This window comes from Chlamydia trachomatis A/HAR-13 (assembly GCF_000012125.1).
In the GTDB taxonomy this organism is placed as follows: domain Bacteria; phylum Chlamydiota; class Chlamydiia; order Chlamydiales; family Chlamydiaceae; genus Chlamydia; species Chlamydia trachomatis.
In genome coordinates this window covers 270,061-288,774 of the sequence record NC_007429.1, presented here as the reverse complement: position 1 = coordinate 288,774, position 18,714 = coordinate 270,061, and the positions used below count along the sequence as shown (strand labels likewise).

The window sequence follows — 18,714 nt, the reverse complement described above, 5'->3', positions numbered from 1 at the left end:
TTTTTGTCACACCCCTCTTTTTTTTATAAGGACAGTAACGCTAGTTGGCAACTATTGAACAGGATATGTAGGGTCACAGGAGCGGCAATATGCCGTACCTTCTCGTAAATAAAGCCAGCGCATAAAGAAAAGACAAACAAAGTTGGCACAAAGATGAAGCTACCTAAAGAAGCTTCTATGTGTGTGATAGCAAAGATCAATGAACTTGTTACAACAGCTTTACTTCTAGAAAATGTATTTTTGAAGAAAGTTTGGAGAATTCCTCTAAAAAAGATTTCTTCAGCAATAGGAATCAGCATAGCTATACAGAAAATATAGAGAAGGTCTGGCCTAGTTGATAGCTGTTCTCGAATTTCTTCCGTAATCACCTGCTCTTGAAAAAGTTGTTTGGGCAAAATGAGTGGCAGGACAAGATGTAATAATCGTGCAAGTATTTGTGTAGCGGTAATGGTAATAACCCACATGCGAGCACCAGCTCTTATGGCAAGTAACCATGGAGTTGAGCTAGTTGTTCTTCCTGCATACAAAATAGATTGGGTGATAGGAGCCGGTAATCCCAATAGTAAAAAAAGAAAGGCACTAAAGACAAAGATGCCGTGAAAGGAGACTTTAGAAATAGAGGAAAGAGGATCTCCGGTGGGGAGCAGAGCCGGTAAAAGCAATAACACTGCCCCCAAGCACACTAAGCTGAATGGTAAACGGGTATGTTTTTCAGGCTTTGGCCATACAAAAAACCCGTTCACAAGGAAAATTGAAATTCCAACAAAAACTAATAGAAGTCCTAGACCCACCATATATCAAGAGTAGTTTGCGCAGACATATCCCTCTACGCGAGCAACAATCTCTCTAAATAATCTCTGATGCATGAGGCCCATCGGAGTCGAATCGAAGTTTTTCGAACGCCAGCCATAACGATGATAATCGTTGCTTCCAGAGGCGAGAGATTGACTCGCGTCTAAAATCTCTTGGTATATCATAGAGACTTTATTGTGACGAATATCAAACACTCGCACACGAACAGATGCTGAAATAGAAGGGTTTAAAACATCTTCCGTTGTTTTCTGTTCTAAAATTTCTGCCGCAACTACGAATTCCGCAGGCAACAGCTGAGTCGCTAATTCGGGCGAAATATTAGGAGTAGGAGAAAAAAATTGTGCAGCAACACCAGCTGAAGCGTGGTGTTTGATTAAAAGTAGTTTATCAGAAGAGTGCAAACGTCTGCTAATCTCTTCGGAAAACTCTGCTTGTAAATTCCAAGGGAGTAGTTCTGCAGACTTTTCTGTTCGATAAAAAACAGGTAGCATGGCGACGACTCCTTTAGCCTTGCTCCCTTTAGTGTATAGTCTAGCATTGTAGCTGCCAGAATTAGATACAGCACAGCTAGAAAGAGTAGTCGTAGTTAAAGACAAAAGGCCGAAAGAAGCAAGTAACCAGAATTTTCGCATAACGCAACTCAGTGAAAAAATTGATTCGATTTTACGTCCCTAGCAACACTCTTGTAAGCTTGCGCAAAAGACCTGAGGAACTTATGTATTAAGGAGAACTCTAGCATGAGTATTTTCAAAAAGCAACTAATATAGCTGACGAGAGAGAAAACCGTGCGAAGATCTTTTTTGCAAGATTGCTAGCAAAAAATTTTTGGCATAGTCTTTTTTATTTAGAAAAGTTTTTCTTTTTGAGAGAGGTGATAAAAACGTGATACATTGGGACCAGTCTAGAACTCTCTTATCTTTCCCGCGAGTTGGGCTTCATTTATCGTGGTACGGAATCTTATTTTCTCTAGGAATTTTTTTATCATCTTTTTCGGGCATCAAGCTGGCAACAGCATTGTGTAAAGACAGGGAGGAGAAAAAAGAACTCCGAACAAGTCTGGAAAATTTTGCTTTAGGAGCTCTTTTAGCTATCATCATTGGAGCTAGGCTTGCTTACGTTCTTTTCTATGGAGGGAGTTTTTATTTTGAAAATCCTTCTGAGATTATAAAAATATGGAAAGGAGGGCTTTCTAGTCATGGAGCTGTGATCTCTGTGGTGATTTGGGCAGCTGTATTTTCGCGACTTCATATTCGTAAGTTGCCTATGCTTTCAGTAACCTACATTTGCGATCTTTGTGGAGCAGTGTTTGGTTGTGCAGCTTTGCTGATTCGCGTGGGGAACTTTATGAATCAGGAAATTCTAGGAACCCCTACATCCATGCCTTGGGGAGTGATTTTTCCGAATGGTGGAGGCCAAATCCCTAGACATCCTGTTCAGCTTTACGAAGGCCTTGGTTATTTAGTGCTTTCTTGTATTCTGTACAGGCTTTGCTATCGTGGTGTTATTCGTTTGGGTTCTGGCTATAGTGCAGCAGGCGCTTTAATTGGGGTAGCAGTAATTCGTTTTTGCGCTGAATTTTTCAAAACACACCAAGGAGCATGGCTTGGCGAAGAAAACATATTAACAATTGGGCAATGGTTGTCTATTCCGATGATTTTTCTAGGAGTTGGAATCATTTGGATTGCTAGTAAAAAAAAATGATGCAAAGTCTTTGAATATATATTGCTAGCGTCCACATCTGAAAGCGACTCTACATTAAACTTTTTGATGTAGAGAGGGGGGATGGTTATTTTCCAAGTGCATGGAAAAGATACCCTCTATAAAATGACGCCAAGTTACATAGTATGAAGCTCCGTTCGGAAGAGCAGAGTTGAATCTCTTGTAAGCAAAAGACGATTCTCGACAAGAAGTGGAGAGGTTTTGTCTTTCTGCAAAGTTTTTTTGATTAGGGAATTAAAGCAACCTTGATAGGAACGAGGCTTCCCTCCCCATAGGGAGAACCCACCTCGGATGAGAATGAATAAACGAACGTTATTATTTGTTTCCTTGGTAAGCGCGGCATTTTTGGGCTGCCAAATTTTCTTCGGTTATCGAGACTTGAAGTCATGCCAGGATCTTGCAGAAAAGCAGCGAGCTATTTCTGAGCAAATATTAGCTTCAACAGAGCAATTGAGTGTAGTACCTTGGACAGCTTCTCTTGAGGAGAGCGAATCAGTCAATCAGTATGCTATTCGTTTGGGGAATCGTTTATTGCTGCTGACAAAAGGGGGATCTCATCCTGAAGTCTATTCCAGAGGAACTTATTGGAGTCTGATAGAACAGACTAGTACTTTTGGAGGGATCCTTGTTTCCCTCTATGGAGAAACTGGGCAAGAAGTTTTGTCGAAAGGAAGTTCTGTATATCTCCCTAATCAAAGAGATGCTTTCCCGGTTTTAGTAGCAGAATTTCGTAGCAATCAGGAGCCTCTTGTTTTCCTAGGAGAATATAAGGATGGGAAGATTGCGAATAAAGCGGGCGCTATCTACGGCACATCATTAGTTTTTCTCAATACCGGGAATGGATTTGTACCTTTAGGTATTTATAATTCTAAAGAAGAGTGTGTTGAGTCTTTAGATCTCCCTATGGCACGGGCTGTAGTCTTTGCTGATAAAGAAAATCCTACAGCATCTGGTAGCTACTACATGCTCTCCAATGAATACATGCAAATTGTAGTTTCTCAAGAAAGTGGAGCTATCGAGGGAATTAATCTTCCTTTTGCTTCTGATCAAGAAGAGAATAAAAGTATTGTTAATGAGATTGGGTTTGATAGAGAGTTAGCAATTAACTCTCCTTCAGAAGCCTCTTTCCCCGGAGTCGAAACTATCGATTCTCAACGTCAAAACATAGCAAATGTTGTGGGAGGCTATTATCCTTTACTCAGACGTGGAACGCTATCTGACGTTAAAAAGAGAGTGCCTGCACAATATCAAGCTTTAAATATTGTTTCAGGAAGAGAATTGGCTTCTCCTGTTGCTACCGGCTTTCGTGTTGTTTCATTCGATAATAAAACTTTAATTTTAGAGAGCGGGGATGGTGGAATTAGAAGAACCTACTCGCTGGGAGAGCAGCCTTACGCCTTTGAGTTAGAGATTCAAACTACTCAAGGACGAGAAGATTTGTGGATCACATCTGGCGTTCCAGAAGTTGAGATTATGTCCAACGCTTTTGTTCCAGCTGTGAAGTATCATGCTGTGAAGAAAAATAAGAGTGATCTCTTTAATGTGAAATTACCTAAAGCTAAGGATTCTTTGCTGGTACGGAACAACGCAACTCCTCAATGGATTTTGAATTCTAATGGGTACTTTGGGGTAATTCTAACCCCTCGAACTCCTATTCCAGCGGGCTATGCTTCTTCTTTTATTCCAGGGAATGTAGTTCCTACACGGCTTTCTCAACTTCCTCCAAAAGATCAAGCTTATCCTGCTTCGAAATATCCTGGCTATACGGCAATGCTACCTTTGCCTAAGGAAGCTGGGCGTTATCAATTTATGGTATATGCAGGGCCTCTAGCCGACCCTACTTTAAAAGCTTTAGATAGAGCTAACGCGAATTCTAAAGGAGAAACTCCTGAGTATGTTGATGCGATTGCTTTCAGAGGGTTCTTTAGTTTTATAACTGAGCCTTTTGCAGCATTATTATTTGTCATAATGAAATTCTTTAAATTCCTCACAGGCTCTTGGGGAATTTCTATTATCTTATTAACGATCGTACTGAAGCTTTTACTCTATCCTTTGAATGCTTGGTCTATCCGGTCTATGCGTCGTATGCAAAAGCTTTCTCCTTATATTCAGGAGATTCAGCAGAAATATAAGCGTGAGCCTAAGCGAGCTCAAATGGAAATTATGGCTTTGTATAAGATGAATAAAGTTAATCCGATAACGGGTTGTCTTCCTTTGCTTATACAAATTCCATTTTTGATAGCGATGTTCGATTTATTGAAGTCATCGTTTCTATTAAGGGGAGCTAGCTTTATCCCTGGATGGATAGATAACTTGACAGCTCCTGATGTTCTCTTTTCTTGGGAAACACCTATATGGTTTATCGGGAAAGAGTTCCATCTTCTTCCTATTTTGCTAGGTGTAGTCATGTTTGCTCAGCAGAAAATTTCTGCTGTGAAACGATCTGGTCCTGCGTCAGATCAACAACGTCAGCAAGAAGCTATGGGAACAATGATGGCGTTGTTATTTACTTTCATGTTTTATAATTTCCCTTCCGGGTTAAATATTTACTGGTTCTCTTCTATGTTACTAGGAGTTATCCAACAATGGGTAACAAACAAAATTTTAGATGAAAAACATCTGCAGCATGAAGTAATTATCAATAAGAAGAGATAGAGAATACCGAAAAGGTAAGTAGTACTGTTTTTTAATTAGAATAGTTTTATCAAAACTATTTAGCTGAGATAGTTTTATGCGAGCTTGGGAAGAGTTCCTTTTGCTTCAAGAAAAAGAAATTGGAGTGGATACCGTCAATAAATGGCTGAGGTCCTTGAAGGTCCTATGCTTTGATGCGTGCAACTTATATTTGGAAGCGAAAGATTCTTTTCAAGTAACTTGGTTCGAAGAGCATATTCGTCATAAAGTTAAAGCTAGTTTAATTAATAATAATGGGAAGCCAATTCGCGTGCGCGTGACTTCCCTAGATAAATCTACACCGTTTAAGGAGACTCAGATCCAGCAAGAAAAGACTGCATACTTCACTATGAAGTATGGGGACATTGATCCGAACATGTCTTTTGCTAACTTTCTTGTGACTCCGGAGAATGATCTACCTGTAAGAATTCTTCAAGAATTTGCTAAGGTTTCTGAACAAGGCAAAGGTTTTCCTTTTAACCCTATTTATCTATTTGGTCCTGAAAGCTCCGGAAAAACACATCTGATGCAGGCTGCTGTGGGAGGACTTCGTGAAGCTGGTGTAAAAACTCTGTATGTTACGTCAGAGCTATTTACGGAACACCTAGTGTCAGCTATTCGTTCTGGTGAGATGCAGCGTTTCCGAGCGTTTTATCGTAATGTAGAAGCTCTGTTCATTGAAGACATAGAAGTGCTCTCAGGTAAAGGAGCTACTCAAGAAGAGTTCTTCCACACGTTCAATTCGTTGCATACAGAAGGCAAGTTGATCGTGATTTCTTCTACCTTTGCTCCAGGAGATTTAAAGGCTATGGAAGAACGATTAATTAGTCGCTTTGAGTGGGGGATTTCGATTCCCGTTAGTCCTTTAATAAGAGAAGGATTAAAAAGTTTTTTAGAAAGAAGAACAGAAAAACTGAATATTCGTATAGAGGAGACTGCTTTAGATTTTCTAATTCAGGCTCTATCATCCCATGTGAAGTCTTTGTTACACGCATTAACAACTTTAGCTAAGCGAGTTGCTTATAAAAAGCTTTCACATCAAATGCTTTATCAAGGAGACATAGAGGCTTTATTACATGATGTATTGCAGGCTGCCGAGAGTATTCGTTTAACTCCATCCGGTATTGTTCGTGCTACAGCTCAATATTATGGCGTTTCTCCGGAAAGTGTTCTAGGTCGTTCTCAGTCCAGAGAATATGTTTTACCTAGGCAGGTCGCCATGTTTTTGTGTAGACAGAAGCTTTCTTTGTCATATGTAAAAATTGGGGAAGTGTTCTCTCGAGACCACTCTACAGTGATTTCTTCCATTCGAGCTATCTCGCAAAAACTAGAAGAAGATGATAGAGAGTGCGATGTTTCTCGTGCGATACAAGAATTAACAAAGCGACTTTCATCAGCTTATCAAAGTTTAGATTTTATAGAAGACTAGAGGTAGGAGGCAGGCAATTGCGCCGCCTCCTTGTACACCGTTCGGGAATTATACTACGCCTTTGAAGTAATCGAACAAGTAGGCACGTCGTGCTTGAATAGGTCATAAAGTTTAAAGGCGAGAGCGGCTGCAAAAGCTGCTTGGGTAACCATAATAAGAATCGTTACAGTTCCGAGAGGCAGAGTTGCAGCTGCCGCAATAAATGTAACAATAGAAAGGATAAATCCTAGTCCAAAGAGGAATCCTAGTGCACAGTGAGCAACTTTTGCTGCACATTCCGACTTTAGAACAGAGGAAGAAGAAGCAGCGGCGCTCTGATTTGCTTGCTGCGTATCCAGATCTTGTAAGGTAAAGATGTTCCCTCTACTTCCCCAACAGCCATGATCATGAGGTTTGATACCCATAAAGCCTCCTTAACTAAAAAAGGCGAACATTTTACTTGATTTTTTACCGAATATCAAGACCCTCTGCAGTATCGTCTGTTGAGAATAGAAATCTTTCTTTTAATATTAATATTTCTTATTCACAAGCAAACAAACTCTTTACATGAGAAGCCTCTATGTATTTCGATCGGACAAAGATCAATGTTGAATCTATGAAGCAAGCTATCCTCGAAAGGGTATATTGTGGGGTAGTCCAGACTCCTCAATCGGCATCAACCAGAGATATTTTTACAGCCGTTGCTAAAACTGTTTTGGAATGGATGGCTAAAGGGTGGTTAAAGACACAAAGCGGTTATTATGATAACGATGTAAAACGAGTGTACTACATATCCATGGAATTTTTGCTAGGGAGGAGTTTAAAAAGTAATCTTTTGAACTTAGGTCTTCTAGATTTAGTGAAAGAAGCCCTCTTTGATTTGGGCTACGATTTCGATCAACTGGTAGAAATGGAACATGATGCGGGTCTCGGTAATGGAGGATTAGGTCGACTTGCGGCATGTTTTCTTGATTCTATGGCAACACTAGAGATTCCAGCTTATGGGTATGGCCTTCGTTACGATTACGGTATTTTCGATCAGAAGATAGAGAATGGTTTTCAAGTCGAGTCCCCCGATGAATGGTTGCGTTATGGAAATCCTTGGGAGATTTGTCGAGGAGAATACTTATATCCCGTACATTTTTATGGGAAGGTAAAGCATAGCATCGACTCAAGAGGTAGGGATGTTGCAGAGTTAGTGGATTCCCAGGAAGTTTTAGCTATGGCTTATGATGTTCCTGTTCCAGGTTTCAATAATGATGCAGTGAATTCTTTACGCTTGTGGCAAGCACAATCGCGTCATGGATTTGAATTTAGTTATTTTAACCACGGGAATTACATTCGAGCTATCGAAGATATAGCTCTAGCAGGAAATATCACTCGCGTACTTTATCCCAATGATTCTATTTCTGAAGGACAAGAGTTACGTCTGAAGCAAGAGTATTTCCTTGTATCTGCTACGATACAAGATATTCTGCGTCGTTATACTAAAACACATTTATCTCTAGATAAATTGTCTGAAAAAGTCTCAGTTCAGCTGAATGATACGCATCCAGCTTTAGGCATTGCAGAAATGATGCGTTTATTAGTTGATCGTGAAGAGCTGGATTGGGATGTTGCCTGGGATGCAACCACAAAGATATTCAATTATACTAATCATACGATTCTTCCTGAAGCATTAGAGAGATGGTCTTTAGATTTATTTTCTAAGGTTCTTCCTCGTCATTTAGAAATTATTTATGAAATTAATGCACGTTGGCTAGCAAAAGTATCGCAGAAATATCCTGGAGATAATGATAAGCGTCGAGCTCTTTCTATTATCGAGGAAGGAAGTTCTAAATTTGTAAATATGGCAAATCTAGCAGTTGTTGGAACGAATAAGGTAAATGGAGTATCCACTTTTCATTCGCAACTTATAAAAAGTACTCTATTTAAGGATTTTGTTGAGTTTTTCCCGGATAAATTTATCAATGTCACTAATGGGATTACACCTAGACGTTGGTTGGCTCTTTCCAATAAAAAGTTAAGTTCGTTATTGAACCGAACGATAGGCACAGAATATTTAACGAATCTCACGCATCTACATAAGGTAATTCCTTTAGCTGAAGATAGTGGGTTCAGGGAAGAGTGGCGTAATATTAAAATCCAGAATAAAGAGGAACTAGCAGCTCGAATTTATAAAGAACTTGGGGTCACTGTAAATCCTCAGTCCATTTTTGATTGCCATATTAAGCGGATACATGAGTATAAACGTCAACTTATGAATATTCTCCGCGTGATTTATTTTTATAATGAAATCCGTAATGGATCTGGAGAGATTGTTCCGACAACGGTCATTTTTGGAGGTAAAGCGGCTCCTGGCTATGCTATGGCCAAGCTGATCATAAAATTGATTAATAATGTAGCAGCTGTTGTTAATAATGATCCTAAAGTGAACGATCAGCTAAAAGTCATCTTTTGGCCAAATTACAGAGTTTCTTTAGCAGAAGCTATCATTCCTGCAACCGATTTATCTGAGCAAATTTCAACAGCCGGAATGGAGGCTTCTGGGACAGGGAATATGAAGTTTGCTTTGAACGGAGCCTTGACAATTGGCACTATGGATGGTGCCAATATCGAAATGGCTGAACATATCGGGAAAGAGCATATGTTCATTTTTGGTCTTCTAGAAGAGGAAATCTCTGAGCTACGCAAAGAATACTATCCTCAAGGCATCTGTAACGCAAATCCAACAATTCAAGAAATTCTTGATATGATTGCGCAAGCCAAGTTTTCTCAAGAAGATAAGGACTTATTTAAACCTATTGTAAACCGACTTTTAAATGAGGGAGATCCATTCTTTGTTCTTGCAGATTTGGAAGCCTATATAAATACACAGAACCGTGTTGCAAGCTTATTCAAGCAACCTGAAGAGTGGACGAAGAAGTCTATTTACAATGTAGGGGGGATAGGGTTCTTTTCAAGCGATAGATCAATCGCTGAGTATGCATCGAATATTTGGAATATTTCCCGACCAACTTCTTAGAAGAAAGAAGGGAAACATTCCCTTCTTTAATTGAGAAGTAAAACAGAAGGAGCTTCGAGGAGTCTCTGCAGTCGTTTCATGAACATGGCTGCAGGATATCCATCAATCACTCTGTGGTCTACCGACAATGTCAACATACAGGTCAAGCCTACAGCTAGCTCTCCATTTAAGACTACAGGTTGTTCCTCTACGCTTCCTACAGCTAGAATAGCAGCTTGTGGAGGATTCAAAATAGCAGTGAAATCAGAGATCCCTGTCATACCAAGATTAGATACACAGAAAGAACCTCCTTTATATTCTTCTTCTGCAAGAGACTGCTGTTTGGCTTTAGTTGCAAGTCCTTTGATTTCTGCAGAGATCATACCAATATTTTTTCTATCAGCACAGCGGACAATAGGAGTGATAACTCCATCAGGAATAGCTACAGCAATAGAGATATCAATCGTAGAAAACCGAATAATCTTATTGTCGACACTATTGAATCCAGAATTAATTTCTGGGAATTCTTTCAGAGCTAAAGCACAGGCTCGTACAATACAATCATTGATAGAGAGCTTAATATTTTGTTCTTGAAGTTCTTTTAATAATGCAAGAAGGGGGGAAGCGTAAATGCGCTGCCTTACATAAAAGTGAGGAATAAAGGTTTTAGCAGCTTGCAGACGTTTAGATATGACTTCTCGAACAGGGGAAAGAGGTTCTTCTATATAAGATCCCGGATTAACATTTGGAGCTTCAGGGTAACCAAACCCAGCAATTCTTAAAGGAGGAGCTTTTTCCAAATCTTTCTTTACGATCCGTCCTCCAGGTCCACTACCAGTTACTCCAGAGAGGTCTAGATTTTGCTCTTTGGCCAATTTTTTTGCTAAAGGAGAAGCTAATACTGGATCGTTGGAATGTTTAATAGTTAGAGGAATAGCTAAAGGTGGTTCCGGACGGAATCCCATCATAGTTATGGAAGGGCCACTTGTGTATTGAGAATCTGTTTGAGCAGAGTTTTTTGGCGATGCTTCTGTAGCTGCATCTGTAACAACAGTTCCTTCCAAAGGTAGGAGCTGTTTTAAATCATATTGAGCATTTTGTTCTGTTGAAAATACAGCGATAGGAGTGCCAATAGGAGTTTTGGTTCCTTCTTCAACAAGAATTTCTAATAACCAACCATCTTCAGAAGCTGTATGTTCTAAAACAGCTTTATCAGTAGAGATTTCTAGTAATACATCCCCGAAATGAATTTCATCCCCAGCTTTTTTGTGCCATTTAACAAGAATCCCTATTTCCATTGTAGGGGAGAGCTTAGGCATTTTTAACAAAGAAACCACAACGTTACCTCATAATTTTTTCAATGGCATCCAGGATGCGGTTAATATTTGGGAGAGTCGCCATCTCTAGAGTTTTATTATATGGCATAGGCGTTTCTTTTTGACAGACTCGTAGAGGAGGATGATCTAGGTAGTCAAAAATATGTTCTGTAATCGTCGTAATCACTTCCGAAGATATACCACAAAAATAATGCCCTTCTTCAACGACAAGACAATTCCCTGTTTTTTTGACAGAAGTGAGGAGAGTGGCAACATCCAAAGGTTTGATCGTTCGTAAGTCAATGGTTTCAATAGAGAGTCCCCATCGTTGTTTTGCTGTTTTAGCAGCTTGCTCAACGATAGAAACCATGCGGCTATGCGAAATGATTGTTAAATCTTTTCCTTCTTGAACGATACGAGCTTTCCCAATGGGGATCAGGTATTCTTCTGAAGGGACCTCTCCCTTAAGATTGTAGTCTAATTCATTTTCTAAGAATAGAACGGGGTTGTTATCCCGAATAGCAGATTTAAGAAGTCCCTTTGCATCGGCTGGAGTTGATGGAGCAATGACAATTAAGCCAGGAATATTGGCATAAAGAGCTTCAACACAATGAGAATGTTGGCAAGAGACTTGCGCAGCAGCTCCATTAGCGCCTCTAAAAACGATAGGAACAGCAAATTTCCCTCCAGTCATATAATACATTTTTGCTGCATGAGAAATGATTTGATCAGCAGCAACTAGAGAGAAGTTCCAGCTCATAAATTCAATAATTGGGCGAAGTCCAGTTAGCGCTGCTCCGATTCCAATTCCAGAGAAAGCAGCTTCGCTAATGGGTGTATCAATAACTCGAGTGGGTCCCCATTTATCTAAGAGGTTTTTAGTAACTTTATAAGCACCATTATATTCAGCGACCTCCTCTCCTAGGATACAGACGTTAGGATCTCTGGTCATTTCTTCATCAATAGCTTGTCTAATAGCCTCTCGGATTTCGAGTGTAACAAAATTAGGCATAGACCCCCTCTTCTAAAGTAGCTACAGCTGGTTCTGGATCAAGACGAGCTTGAGCGACTGCTTCTAGGACAGCTGTTTTGCTTGTTTGACGCAAATCTTTAAAATCATCTTCGGATAGGACATTCGCACGAATGAGCCATTCTTTTGCAAAAAGGATAGGATCTCTTTTGAGAAGACATTGCATTTCCTCTTTAGAGCGATATAAATTAGGATCGGAAATAGAGTGTCCTCTAAATCGAGAACATAGCGCCTCTACGATAATAGGAGAACCTGTTTGTTGCATGTGGTGATAAGCTTCTCTAAATCCTATAAGCGAATTAAATAAATCGAATCCATTCAAAGTGATCGAAGAAAGACCATAAGAAATCGCTTGGGATTCTGCTATAGGCTGTTTAGCAATGGCTCTATGTAAGGCTGTTCCCATACTCCATCCATTGTTTTCAATAATGAGCATTAAGGGAAGGGAGTGAAGCGCTACAAAATTTAATGTTTCATGAAAGACTCCTTGAGCTACAGCTCCATCTCCAATAAAACACATAGATATAGAAGATGAGTTTTGGTACTTCATAGAAAATGCTGCACCTGCAGCCAGAGGAATTTGTCCACCAACGATACCAAAACCTCCAGGAAGACGATCACCACACATATGCATAGATCCGCCTCGTCCTAAAGCACACCCTGTTTCTTTCCCTAGAAGTTCTGCTGCCAGTTGTCGTAAAGGGATATCCAGCAGCAGAGCTACTCCGTGACAACGATAAGAGGAAAAAAACCAGTGGTCTTTCCCTGTGCAAGCAATAGCTGCTGTAGCAACAGCTTCTTGACCGATATAAGAGTGATAAAATCCTCCAACAAGGCCTTCTAAATAGGCCTCTTCTCCGCGAATCTCAAATTCGCGAATGAGTAGCATTTTTTTCAAAAGGTCAATGCAGAAAGAATTTCCGAAGTTTTCAATAACATGAAAAACTCGGGCTTCTGTAGTTTCCTCAGAAGCTATGTTGAGAGTCAGAGGATGCATAGATTCTCTTGGATAAAGGGTTCCTGAAAAATTCTAGAATGTCTTTCAAATAAATCTTTTGAATTTCACTCTGGCTATGCAAGGCCGGCGCGGAAAAGTAACCGGAAAGGTCCGGCCTTCGCAAATATAATATATACTGCTGGGCGCCAAGTCTATGCTACAAAAAAAAACTTTTCGGCACTACCCAGAAAAATGGATAGAGATGAAGTTGGTTTGAAGTTTTGAAATTTCATTTTCCTTGTTCAGAAGGCCTTATAAGGGGGTTTTCTAGAGAGTTCCTTTGTTGCATTTTAACAGATAAAAAAATACAATATCCGCTCAAAAATTTTATTTGTGTGGAGTTTATAGTGAATTCTTTCTTTGGTATCCTACCTCGAGGGATTCCTAATGTAGGCAGATTATCGGAAGTCGCTGGAGAAAATAAACAATCTTTGGAAGAAAGAGAGCAAGATAAAGCATTAAAATTAGAGAAAAAACTTTTAGCTATCCGGAAAAGAATCAAATGTTTTTGTCCTCAACAGTCCGAAATCTCGGTGCAGGCAGCACCATTAAAGCATACGGGAACTTTTCCTTGTTCCGAAGAAGAATTACGAGATATTAGTGATTTATTCTCCTCTTTAAAGTTTTTTAGACAACAGTTAGCACAACTGTTTTTCTATACGCCTCCTTTGAATTTAGGATGGGAAGATTTCTTAAAGTTTTTCTTTGCTTTTGAGAAAAGGGAGTTGGGCGGTATTTTGTTTTCTGCCGGACCTTTTGAATCGTTCGATAGATACTTATATCAGGTGAATAAGGCAAGACCTGTTCCCGTATTGATAGCTACAACGGTTTCCTATGCGCTGCAGGCCTATTGTTCATACATCAATCGGGCACCTTTTCAAGAGAAAGAAAATTTTTTTCAACTTGGAGAAGCTGTTGGCATTTTTCTTAAAGAACGAATGGTGTCTATTGCTCTGATGTATAAGGAAATTTTAGATTTAGATAACAAACAGTATTTCGAATTGTGTCGAGGGATTCAGAAATCACAAATTGTTCAAGGAGAGGTGTTTCATTCTTCTACTCAAGAACGGGATGGTTTAAATCCTATTTCCGTTAACTATGATCTTATGGGGACCATAGCAGCCTTGTCAGTAAACATAGATAGATCTTGTTTAAGATTCTCTGGGAGCCATATTTTCCATGATGATGAAATGGCTATAGAAACCCTACATAAAGGGGGAGACGTTTTCACGTTCTCGTCGTTAGCTGAATTTCAATTTAGCGAGAAGCGTTTATTGCATCTAGTCTCTACAGGGAGAGTGTGTCCGGAAATTATCCGGAAAAAGCTTATTAAGGTATTATTGCTGAAAAAAAAGCTCTCTGTAAGCCTTTTTGCAGGCATATCCAAATTACATCAGAGACAGCTCAATTAAATTAATGTTGTTCTGAGAGAGCTTCTAATTTCTGGACTAGTTTCTCAAGTGCTGCGATACGTTCTTCGAGTCGTGGAAGGTTGCGTACTTTGGCTACTTGGCGATGAATTTCTTGATATGGACGAGCAGGCGCTCCGCCATAGATCCCTGGAGAAGTAATAGATTTAGTGACGCCAGTCTGAGCCATCATAATGACATGATCTGCAATGCAAATATGTCCGGTTATGCCGGCTTGTCCACCGATAATTACATGATTGCCAATCTTTGTAGAACCTGCAATTCCAGCTTGAGCTACAATCATGCTGTGTTGACCGACCTCCACCTGATGGGCAATTTGCACAAGATTATCAATTTTCGAACCTTCACGCACAACACTGTGTTTAAACCGGCCTCTGTCGATAGTTGTATTTGCGCCGATCTCTACGTCGTCTTCAATAATGACTTTCCCGAGGTGTTTTAAATGTTTGTGCTGTCCAAAAGCACTAGTAACATACCCGAACCCACAAGAGCCTATAACAGCTCCTGGTTGAATAATTACTCGTTTCCCAATAGAGACTCGTTCTCTAATAACTACTCGAGGATGGATATAAGAGTGTTCTCCAACGGTTGAATAAGCTCCAATGACGCTACCTGACCCAATATGGCAAGCAGATCCAACATGAGCATGCTGACAAACTACAGCATAGGGCTCAATACAAACATGATCTTCAATAATCGCAGTTGGATGGATAACGGCTGTCGGATGAATACCTGGGAATCCTGAGTCAACAGGAGTAATGAATAATTCTAAACACTTTTGAAAAACTAGGGAAGGAGACTCAGAAGTGATAAGAAAGTTTTTATTCAAGTCTCGATATTTTTGAAACTGTGTTCGAGATATGATGATAGCGCCAGCTTCCGATGATTTTAAATGTTTAGCATACTTTTCATTATCTAAGAATGTGATGTGTGCCGTTTTTGCTTCCTCGATCTCTTCAACTCCGGAAAGAAGAGTAGCTCCATTTCCTTGAAACTCGACTTTCAAAAAATCAGCTAATTGTTCAAGAGAATAAGTGGATTGAGACATACGGCACTCCTCGGCTAGCTTCGCATGTTAATTATTTTGAAAAGAATCATCAAGAACTTTAATAACAGCATCGGTTTTATCTGCCGAACTATCGATAGATAAGACAATATCTTCGTTAAGAAGGACTGACAAGCCTTCTTGAATACGCACAGTTTCAGAAGCTTTTTTCACTTCTTCCATAATCTTTTGCATGCGCTTGAGATTACTTTGGTTTAATATTTGGTAATACTGCCCTTGAGCTGTGTTGTATTCTGCAGATAGATCTTCGAATTTTTTTCTTAATTCGGCAGCTGCGGTCTCGGATAGACCTTCCATGTAATCGTCGTCTTGGAGCTTGGAATAGATAGAAGACAGTTCTTCCTCCATCTTCCCCATGCTGTTAGAGAATTGGTTTTTCATCTTTTCGAATTCAGCAGATTCTTTTTTCCCAAGAGCAGACTCTTCTAGGCAGCGACGTAAATTAACGATTCCAATTGTGCCTGTAGAATTAGCTGCAAATGTAGGTAGAGATGACAAAGACATTAAGCTAAGTAATAAGAACTTTTTCATAATTCTTTCCTATAAAAATATAACCAATAGGTGAAAGGAGAAGGATGCTCTCCTTCTCCTTTCGGATTCTAGAATACTCCTCCCAAGGCAAAGAAGAATCTTTGAGATACATCAATTTTTTCATTATTGAGGATTTCTGTTGGGCGGAACGGCCAACCCCAGCCTAGCATAATTGGCACATTATTCATCATATCAAAGCGTAGACCAAATCCGGCGCTACTGCAAAGGTCTTTCAGGCGAATAGTGTACTCTTCTATCCCAATGAATCCGGAATCTAGAAATACAAAGGCATTAATGCAAGGTTGAGAAATCAAAGGATATTGAAATTCTTCTGTTAATAGTAGGGAAGACAAGCCTCCTTGTGGTTCAGTAGGAGAAAATTTCGGTCCAATAATAAAAGGTTTGTAACCGCGAACAGTGGTTTCACCTCCTAAGAAGAACCGTTCGCTGACAGGAATGCCTTGTGCAGTTGTTGTTCCGAAAGGTTTGATAAACTTAGCTTCTGCACGGACTTTCAAAACACCTTTTTTAGTTAATAAGCGATAGATAGAACCACTAGCTGTTAGTTTAGTAAATTGGTAAGTTCCGCCTAAACCAGATAATTCAAAGTTTAAGGAGCTGCGGATTCCCATAGTAGGTTTTCTAGGATTATCAATAGAATCATAGAGAACATTGAGTCCCGCTGCGGAAACGAATCCTTTATTACTGTCTAAATCTGGTCCGGGTCTATTAGAGCTGGACGTTTTTTTGCGCAAACTTAAGCTTGTTTGGCTACCACGGTAATACATCCCATATTTTAACTTATCGTTAAGAATGTAGGTGGTACTGATATTCCCTCCATAGGTATCCACAGAGTAGTCTTTTGATAAAGCTTTATTAATTGATTTATCTAATTCTACTCCAAGAATCCAAGGGGTATTTAAGAAGTGTGGTTTCGTCCATTTAACAGTGTAATCGGTGACCTTATCTCCTAAATTAGCTTTTAGGAAGAGGTATTCTCCACCACCTCTTAAAGATTTGAATCCTTTTTTGAGAAAGTTTCGGGCTCCAAATAAATCAAAGTTGCTTTCTGCAATTTCTGCCCCTCCAAATAAATGGTCAATAGAGCTGAATCCTAAGAATAGCCCAAGATTTCCTGTTTCAGTCTCTTTGACTTCAATAAAAACATCTCGATAAAGGTCGTTAGAATCAAGAGGATCTAATTGGGAATGAACCGTATAGACACTTACACTTTTAAAGTAGCCGGTGTTGCGTAAACGAGTCTCTGTACCTTCCAGTTTTAATCTATCAAAAGTGTCTCCAGGGAAAAGACTAGTCTCATGCAAAATCACATCATGCTTAGTATGAGTGTTCCCTTTGATTTTAATTAACCCGATTTTGTAGGAAGATCCTTCACTCACTCGATAGGTAACATCGTAAACAGGTAGAGTGGGGTGCGCTGAGAAGGAGACATCAACGTTAGTGTTCACGTAGCCATATCTAGCGTATGCGCTACGAATCTTTTGTGCTCCAGTCCAAATTTTATCTGGGCAATATAAGGAGTTAGGTCCAACTAATAGTTGTTTATCGAGCAGTCTTTTGGATAACGCTGTGAATCCTTCTATATGTACGTGACCTAATGTGTATAAAGGTCCTTTGTCTACAACGATAAGCAAAGTAATGTTTCCTTTAGCATCTGTAGAGACCTCTTTGCTTACTTTAGCATCAGCATATCCTTTATTTTGGAAGTAATTTGTGATAGCAAATAAGTCTTGCTCTACCATGTCCGGATGATACACTCCGGCACCAGTGAACCAGCTCGTTGTTGTGGAGTATTGTTTAGTTAAAACAATGTCACCTAAGTCTGATGCTTCTGTTCGCGTAATTCCCGAAATCGTTAATTTTTTTATGCGACCGTGACGTCCTTCTTTAATCTCGATGGAAATATCGATAAAGCCCTCTTTCTCATTATGATTATGAGAATAGGAGAGTTGAGAATCGTAGTACCCTCGTTTCAAATAAAGAGTTCTTAGCGCATCAAAATTTTTAAAGAATAATTCCCGATCAAAAAGATCATTTTTATAAAGCTCTAAAGTTTTCAGAATTTTATGAGTGGGGATAGCTTCATTTCCTGAAATATTGATCTCTCTGATAACAGGTTTTGCCGTCAGAATCAGAGAGATCACAGCTTGTCCATTACGAAACTCTACGATAGGCTCTACTCGATCAAAATCTTTCGAAAGTGTTCTTAGATCTTCATCAAAATCTGCTTGAGAGAACAACGTCCCCTGCTTTGTTTTTATTTTAGGAATAGCTCGTTTATTTTGAGTATTCTCTCCTTGAGTCGTAATGGTGATAGACTCTACGACCATACGTCCTTCTGAAGTTGAACAGAAAGAACTTCGTGAAAAGGTGAGCAACAGTAAAACAGCGAGTTGCAGAATCGTTTTTTTGCGTATTCCAAGCATTATTACTTCCTTTATCTAGAAAAGTCTGCGCTAGGGATGAAGTTTTATTCTTACTCTTTCTGGGAAGAGCACCATTCTTACTTGGTCAGAAGCCAATCTCATAGGCGTCCCCACATATTAGGAAGAGACTACTCAAGACCTATCCAATTACAATAGAGAATCGAGGATAATTTGACTAGCCCTACAAATATAGGAAGAAAAGAGAACAGAGAGAACTTTGAAAACAACGAAAAAAAGCCCGAAAAGCAACCCCTCTGGCAGGTTCGGGGGAGAACTCAGA

The 18,714-nt window shown here is 39.6% G+C and carries 13 protein-coding genes and 1 pseudogene; 5 read left to right on the top strand and 9 right to left on the bottom strand.

All coding sequences use genetic code 11. The features are described from left to right. Positions 1–23 precede the first annotated feature (23 nt). Both CTA_RS01365 and CTA_RS01360 read right to left on the bottom strand, forming a co-directional pair. The gene (locus tag CTA_RS01365) at positions 24–794 is read right to left on the bottom strand and encodes a CPBP family intramembrane glutamic endopeptidase (protein ID WP_011324666.1); all 771 of its coding nucleotides are present in this window, start codon (positions 792–794) and stop codon (positions 24–26) included. A gap of 3 nt (positions 795–797) precedes the next feature. Next, positions 798–1,445, bottom strand: a complete 648-nt coding sequence (locus CTA_RS01360) for a CT253 family lipoprotein (RefSeq protein WP_009871600.1) — start codon at positions 1,443–1,445, stop codon at positions 798–800. Positions 1,446–1,695: 250 nt separating this feature from the next. Here CTA_RS01360 and CTA_RS01355 point away from each other — a divergent pair, with 250 nt between their 5' ends. The 3 genes from CTA_RS01355 (at position 1,696) to dnaA (ending at position 6,634) form a co-directional block, all read left to right on the top strand. Continuing rightward, positions 1,696–2,514, top strand: coding sequence for a prolipoprotein diacylglyceryl transferase (locus tag CTA_RS01355; RefSeq protein WP_010725140.1), 819 nt, complete (start codon positions 1,696–1,698; stop codon positions 2,512–2,514). 309 nt (positions 2,515–2,823) lie between these two features. After that, on the top strand, positions 2,824–5,187 hold the full coding sequence (yidC, locus tag CTA_RS01350; protein WP_011324665.1) for a membrane protein insertase YidC: 2,364 nt from the start codon (positions 2,824–2,826) through the stop codon (positions 5,185–5,187). Between the two features lie 76 nt (positions 5,188–5,263). Next, positions 5,264–6,634, top strand: a complete 1,371-nt coding sequence (dnaA, locus tag CTA_RS01345; RefSeq protein ID WP_009871597.1) for a chromosomal replication initiator protein DnaA — start codon at positions 5,264–5,266, stop codon at positions 6,632–6,634. Between the two features lie 53 nt (positions 6,635–6,687). Here dnaA and CTA_RS01340 read toward each other — a convergent pair whose 3' ends face one another. Then, on the bottom strand, positions 6,688–7,038 hold the full coding sequence (locus CTA_RS01340) for a hypothetical protein (RefSeq protein ID WP_011324664.1): 351 nt from the start codon (positions 7,036–7,038) through the stop codon (positions 6,688–6,690). A gap of 155 nt (positions 7,039–7,193) precedes the next feature. Between CTA_RS01340 and CTA_RS01335 the strand changes: the two genes are divergently transcribed. Further along, positions 7,194–9,638 (top strand): glycogen/starch/alpha-glucan phosphorylase, encoded by a 2,445-nt coding sequence (locus CTA_RS01335; RefSeq protein ID WP_011324663.1) that lies wholly within the window; start codon positions 7,194–7,196, stop codon positions 9,636–9,638. A gap of 26 nt (positions 9,639–9,664) precedes the next feature. On the opposite strand, the gene CTA_RS01330 is transcribed toward CTA_RS01335, so the two are convergent. Genes CTA_RS01330 through pdhA form a run of 3 tightly spaced genes read right to left on the bottom strand, consistent with a single transcriptional unit; the run spans position 9,665 to position 12,960 of the window. Beyond that, a complete protein-coding gene (locus CTA_RS01330) occupies positions 9,665–10,954 on the bottom strand; it encodes a pyruvate dehydrogenase complex dihydrolipoamide acetyltransferase (RefSeq protein WP_011324662.1) in 1,290 nt (429 codons plus the stop codon). 4 nt (positions 10,955–10,958) lie between these two features. After that, the gene (locus tag CTA_RS01325; RefSeq protein WP_009871593.1) at positions 10,959–11,945 is read right to left on the bottom strand and encodes a pyruvate dehydrogenase complex E1 component subunit beta; all 987 of its coding nucleotides are present in this window, start codon (positions 11,943–11,945) and stop codon (positions 10,959–10,961) included. Then, positions 11,938–12,960, bottom strand: a complete 1,023-nt coding sequence (gene pdhA, locus CTA_RS01320) for a pyruvate dehydrogenase (acetyl-transferring) E1 component subunit alpha (RefSeq protein ID WP_010725133.1) — start codon at positions 12,958–12,960, stop codon at positions 11,938–11,940. The genes CTA_RS01325 and pdhA overlap by 8 nt, the downstream gene beginning before the upstream one ends. Before the next feature lie 221 nt (positions 12,961–13,181). Here pdhA and CTA_RS01315 point away from each other — a divergent pair. Next, positions 13,182–14,377: pseudogene (locus tag CTA_RS01315) on the top strand (hypothetical protein). On the opposite strand, the gene lpxD reads toward CTA_RS01315, so the two are convergent. The 3 genes from lpxD to bamA form a co-directional block, all read right to left on the bottom strand. Then, positions 14,374–15,438, bottom strand: a complete 1,065-nt coding sequence (gene lpxD / locus CTA_RS01310; protein ID WP_009871590.1) for a UDP-3-O-(3-hydroxymyristoyl)glucosamine N-acyltransferase — start codon at positions 15,436–15,438, stop codon at positions 14,374–14,376. The pseudogene CTA_RS01315 and the gene lpxD overlap by 4 nt on opposite strands. 27 nt (positions 15,439–15,465) lie before the next feature. After that, positions 15,466–15,987 (bottom strand): OmpH family outer membrane protein, encoded by a 522-nt coding sequence (locus CTA_RS01305; protein ID WP_009871589.1) that lies wholly within the window; start codon positions 15,985–15,987, stop codon positions 15,466–15,468. A 68-nt stretch (positions 15,988–16,055) separates the two neighbouring features. Further along, positions 16,056–18,434 carry an outer membrane protein assembly factor BamA gene (bamA, locus tag CTA_RS01300; protein WP_011324660.1) on the bottom strand — a complete coding sequence of 793 codons (2,379 nt, stop codon included), beginning with the start codon at positions 18,432–18,434 and terminating at the stop codon, positions 16,056–16,058. Positions 18,435–18,714 lie beyond the last annotated feature (280 nt).

Bases quoted from the DNA above. Each gene is read 5' to 3' on its own strand.
- CTA_RS01365 (WP_011324666.1), bottom strand. From the start codon at position 794: ATGGTGGGTCTAGGACTTCTATTAGTTTTTGTTGGAATTTCAATTTTC.
- CTA_RS01360 (WP_009871600.1), bottom strand. From the start codon at position 1,445: ATGCGAAAATTCTGGTTACTTGCTTCTTTCGGCCTTTTGTCTTTAACT.
- yidC (WP_011324665.1), top strand. From the start codon at position 2,824: ATGAGAATGAATAAACGAACGTTATTATTTGTTTCCTTGGTAAGCGCG.
- dnaA (WP_009871597.1), top strand. From the start codon at position 5,264: ATGCGAGCTTGGGAAGAGTTCCTTTTGCTTCAAGAAAAAGAAATTGGA.
- CTA_RS01340 (WP_011324664.1), bottom strand. From the start codon at position 7,038: ATGGGTATCAAACCTCATGATCATGGCTGTTGGGGAAGTAGAGGGAAC.
- CTA_RS01335 (WP_011324663.1), top strand. From the start codon at position 7,194: ATGTATTTCGATCGGACAAAGATCAATGTTGAATCTATGAAGCAAGCT.
- CTA_RS01325 (WP_009871593.1), bottom strand. From the start codon at position 11,945: ATGCCTAATTTTGTTACACTCGAAATCCGAGAGGCTATTAGACAAGCT.
- pdhA (WP_010725133.1), bottom strand. From the start codon at position 12,960: ATGCATCCTCTGACTCTCAACATAGCTTCTGAGGAAACTACAGAAGCC.
- lpxD (WP_009871590.1), bottom strand. From the start codon at position 15,438: ATGTCTCAATCCACTTATTCTCTTGAACAATTAGCTGATTTTTTGAAA.
- CTA_RS01305 (WP_009871589.1), bottom strand. From the start codon at position 15,987: ATGAAAAAGTTCTTATTACTTAGCTTAATGTCTTTGTCATCTCTACCT.
- bamA (WP_011324660.1), bottom strand. From the start codon at position 18,434: ATGCTTGGAATACGCAAAAAAACGATTCTGCAACTCGCTGTTTTACTG.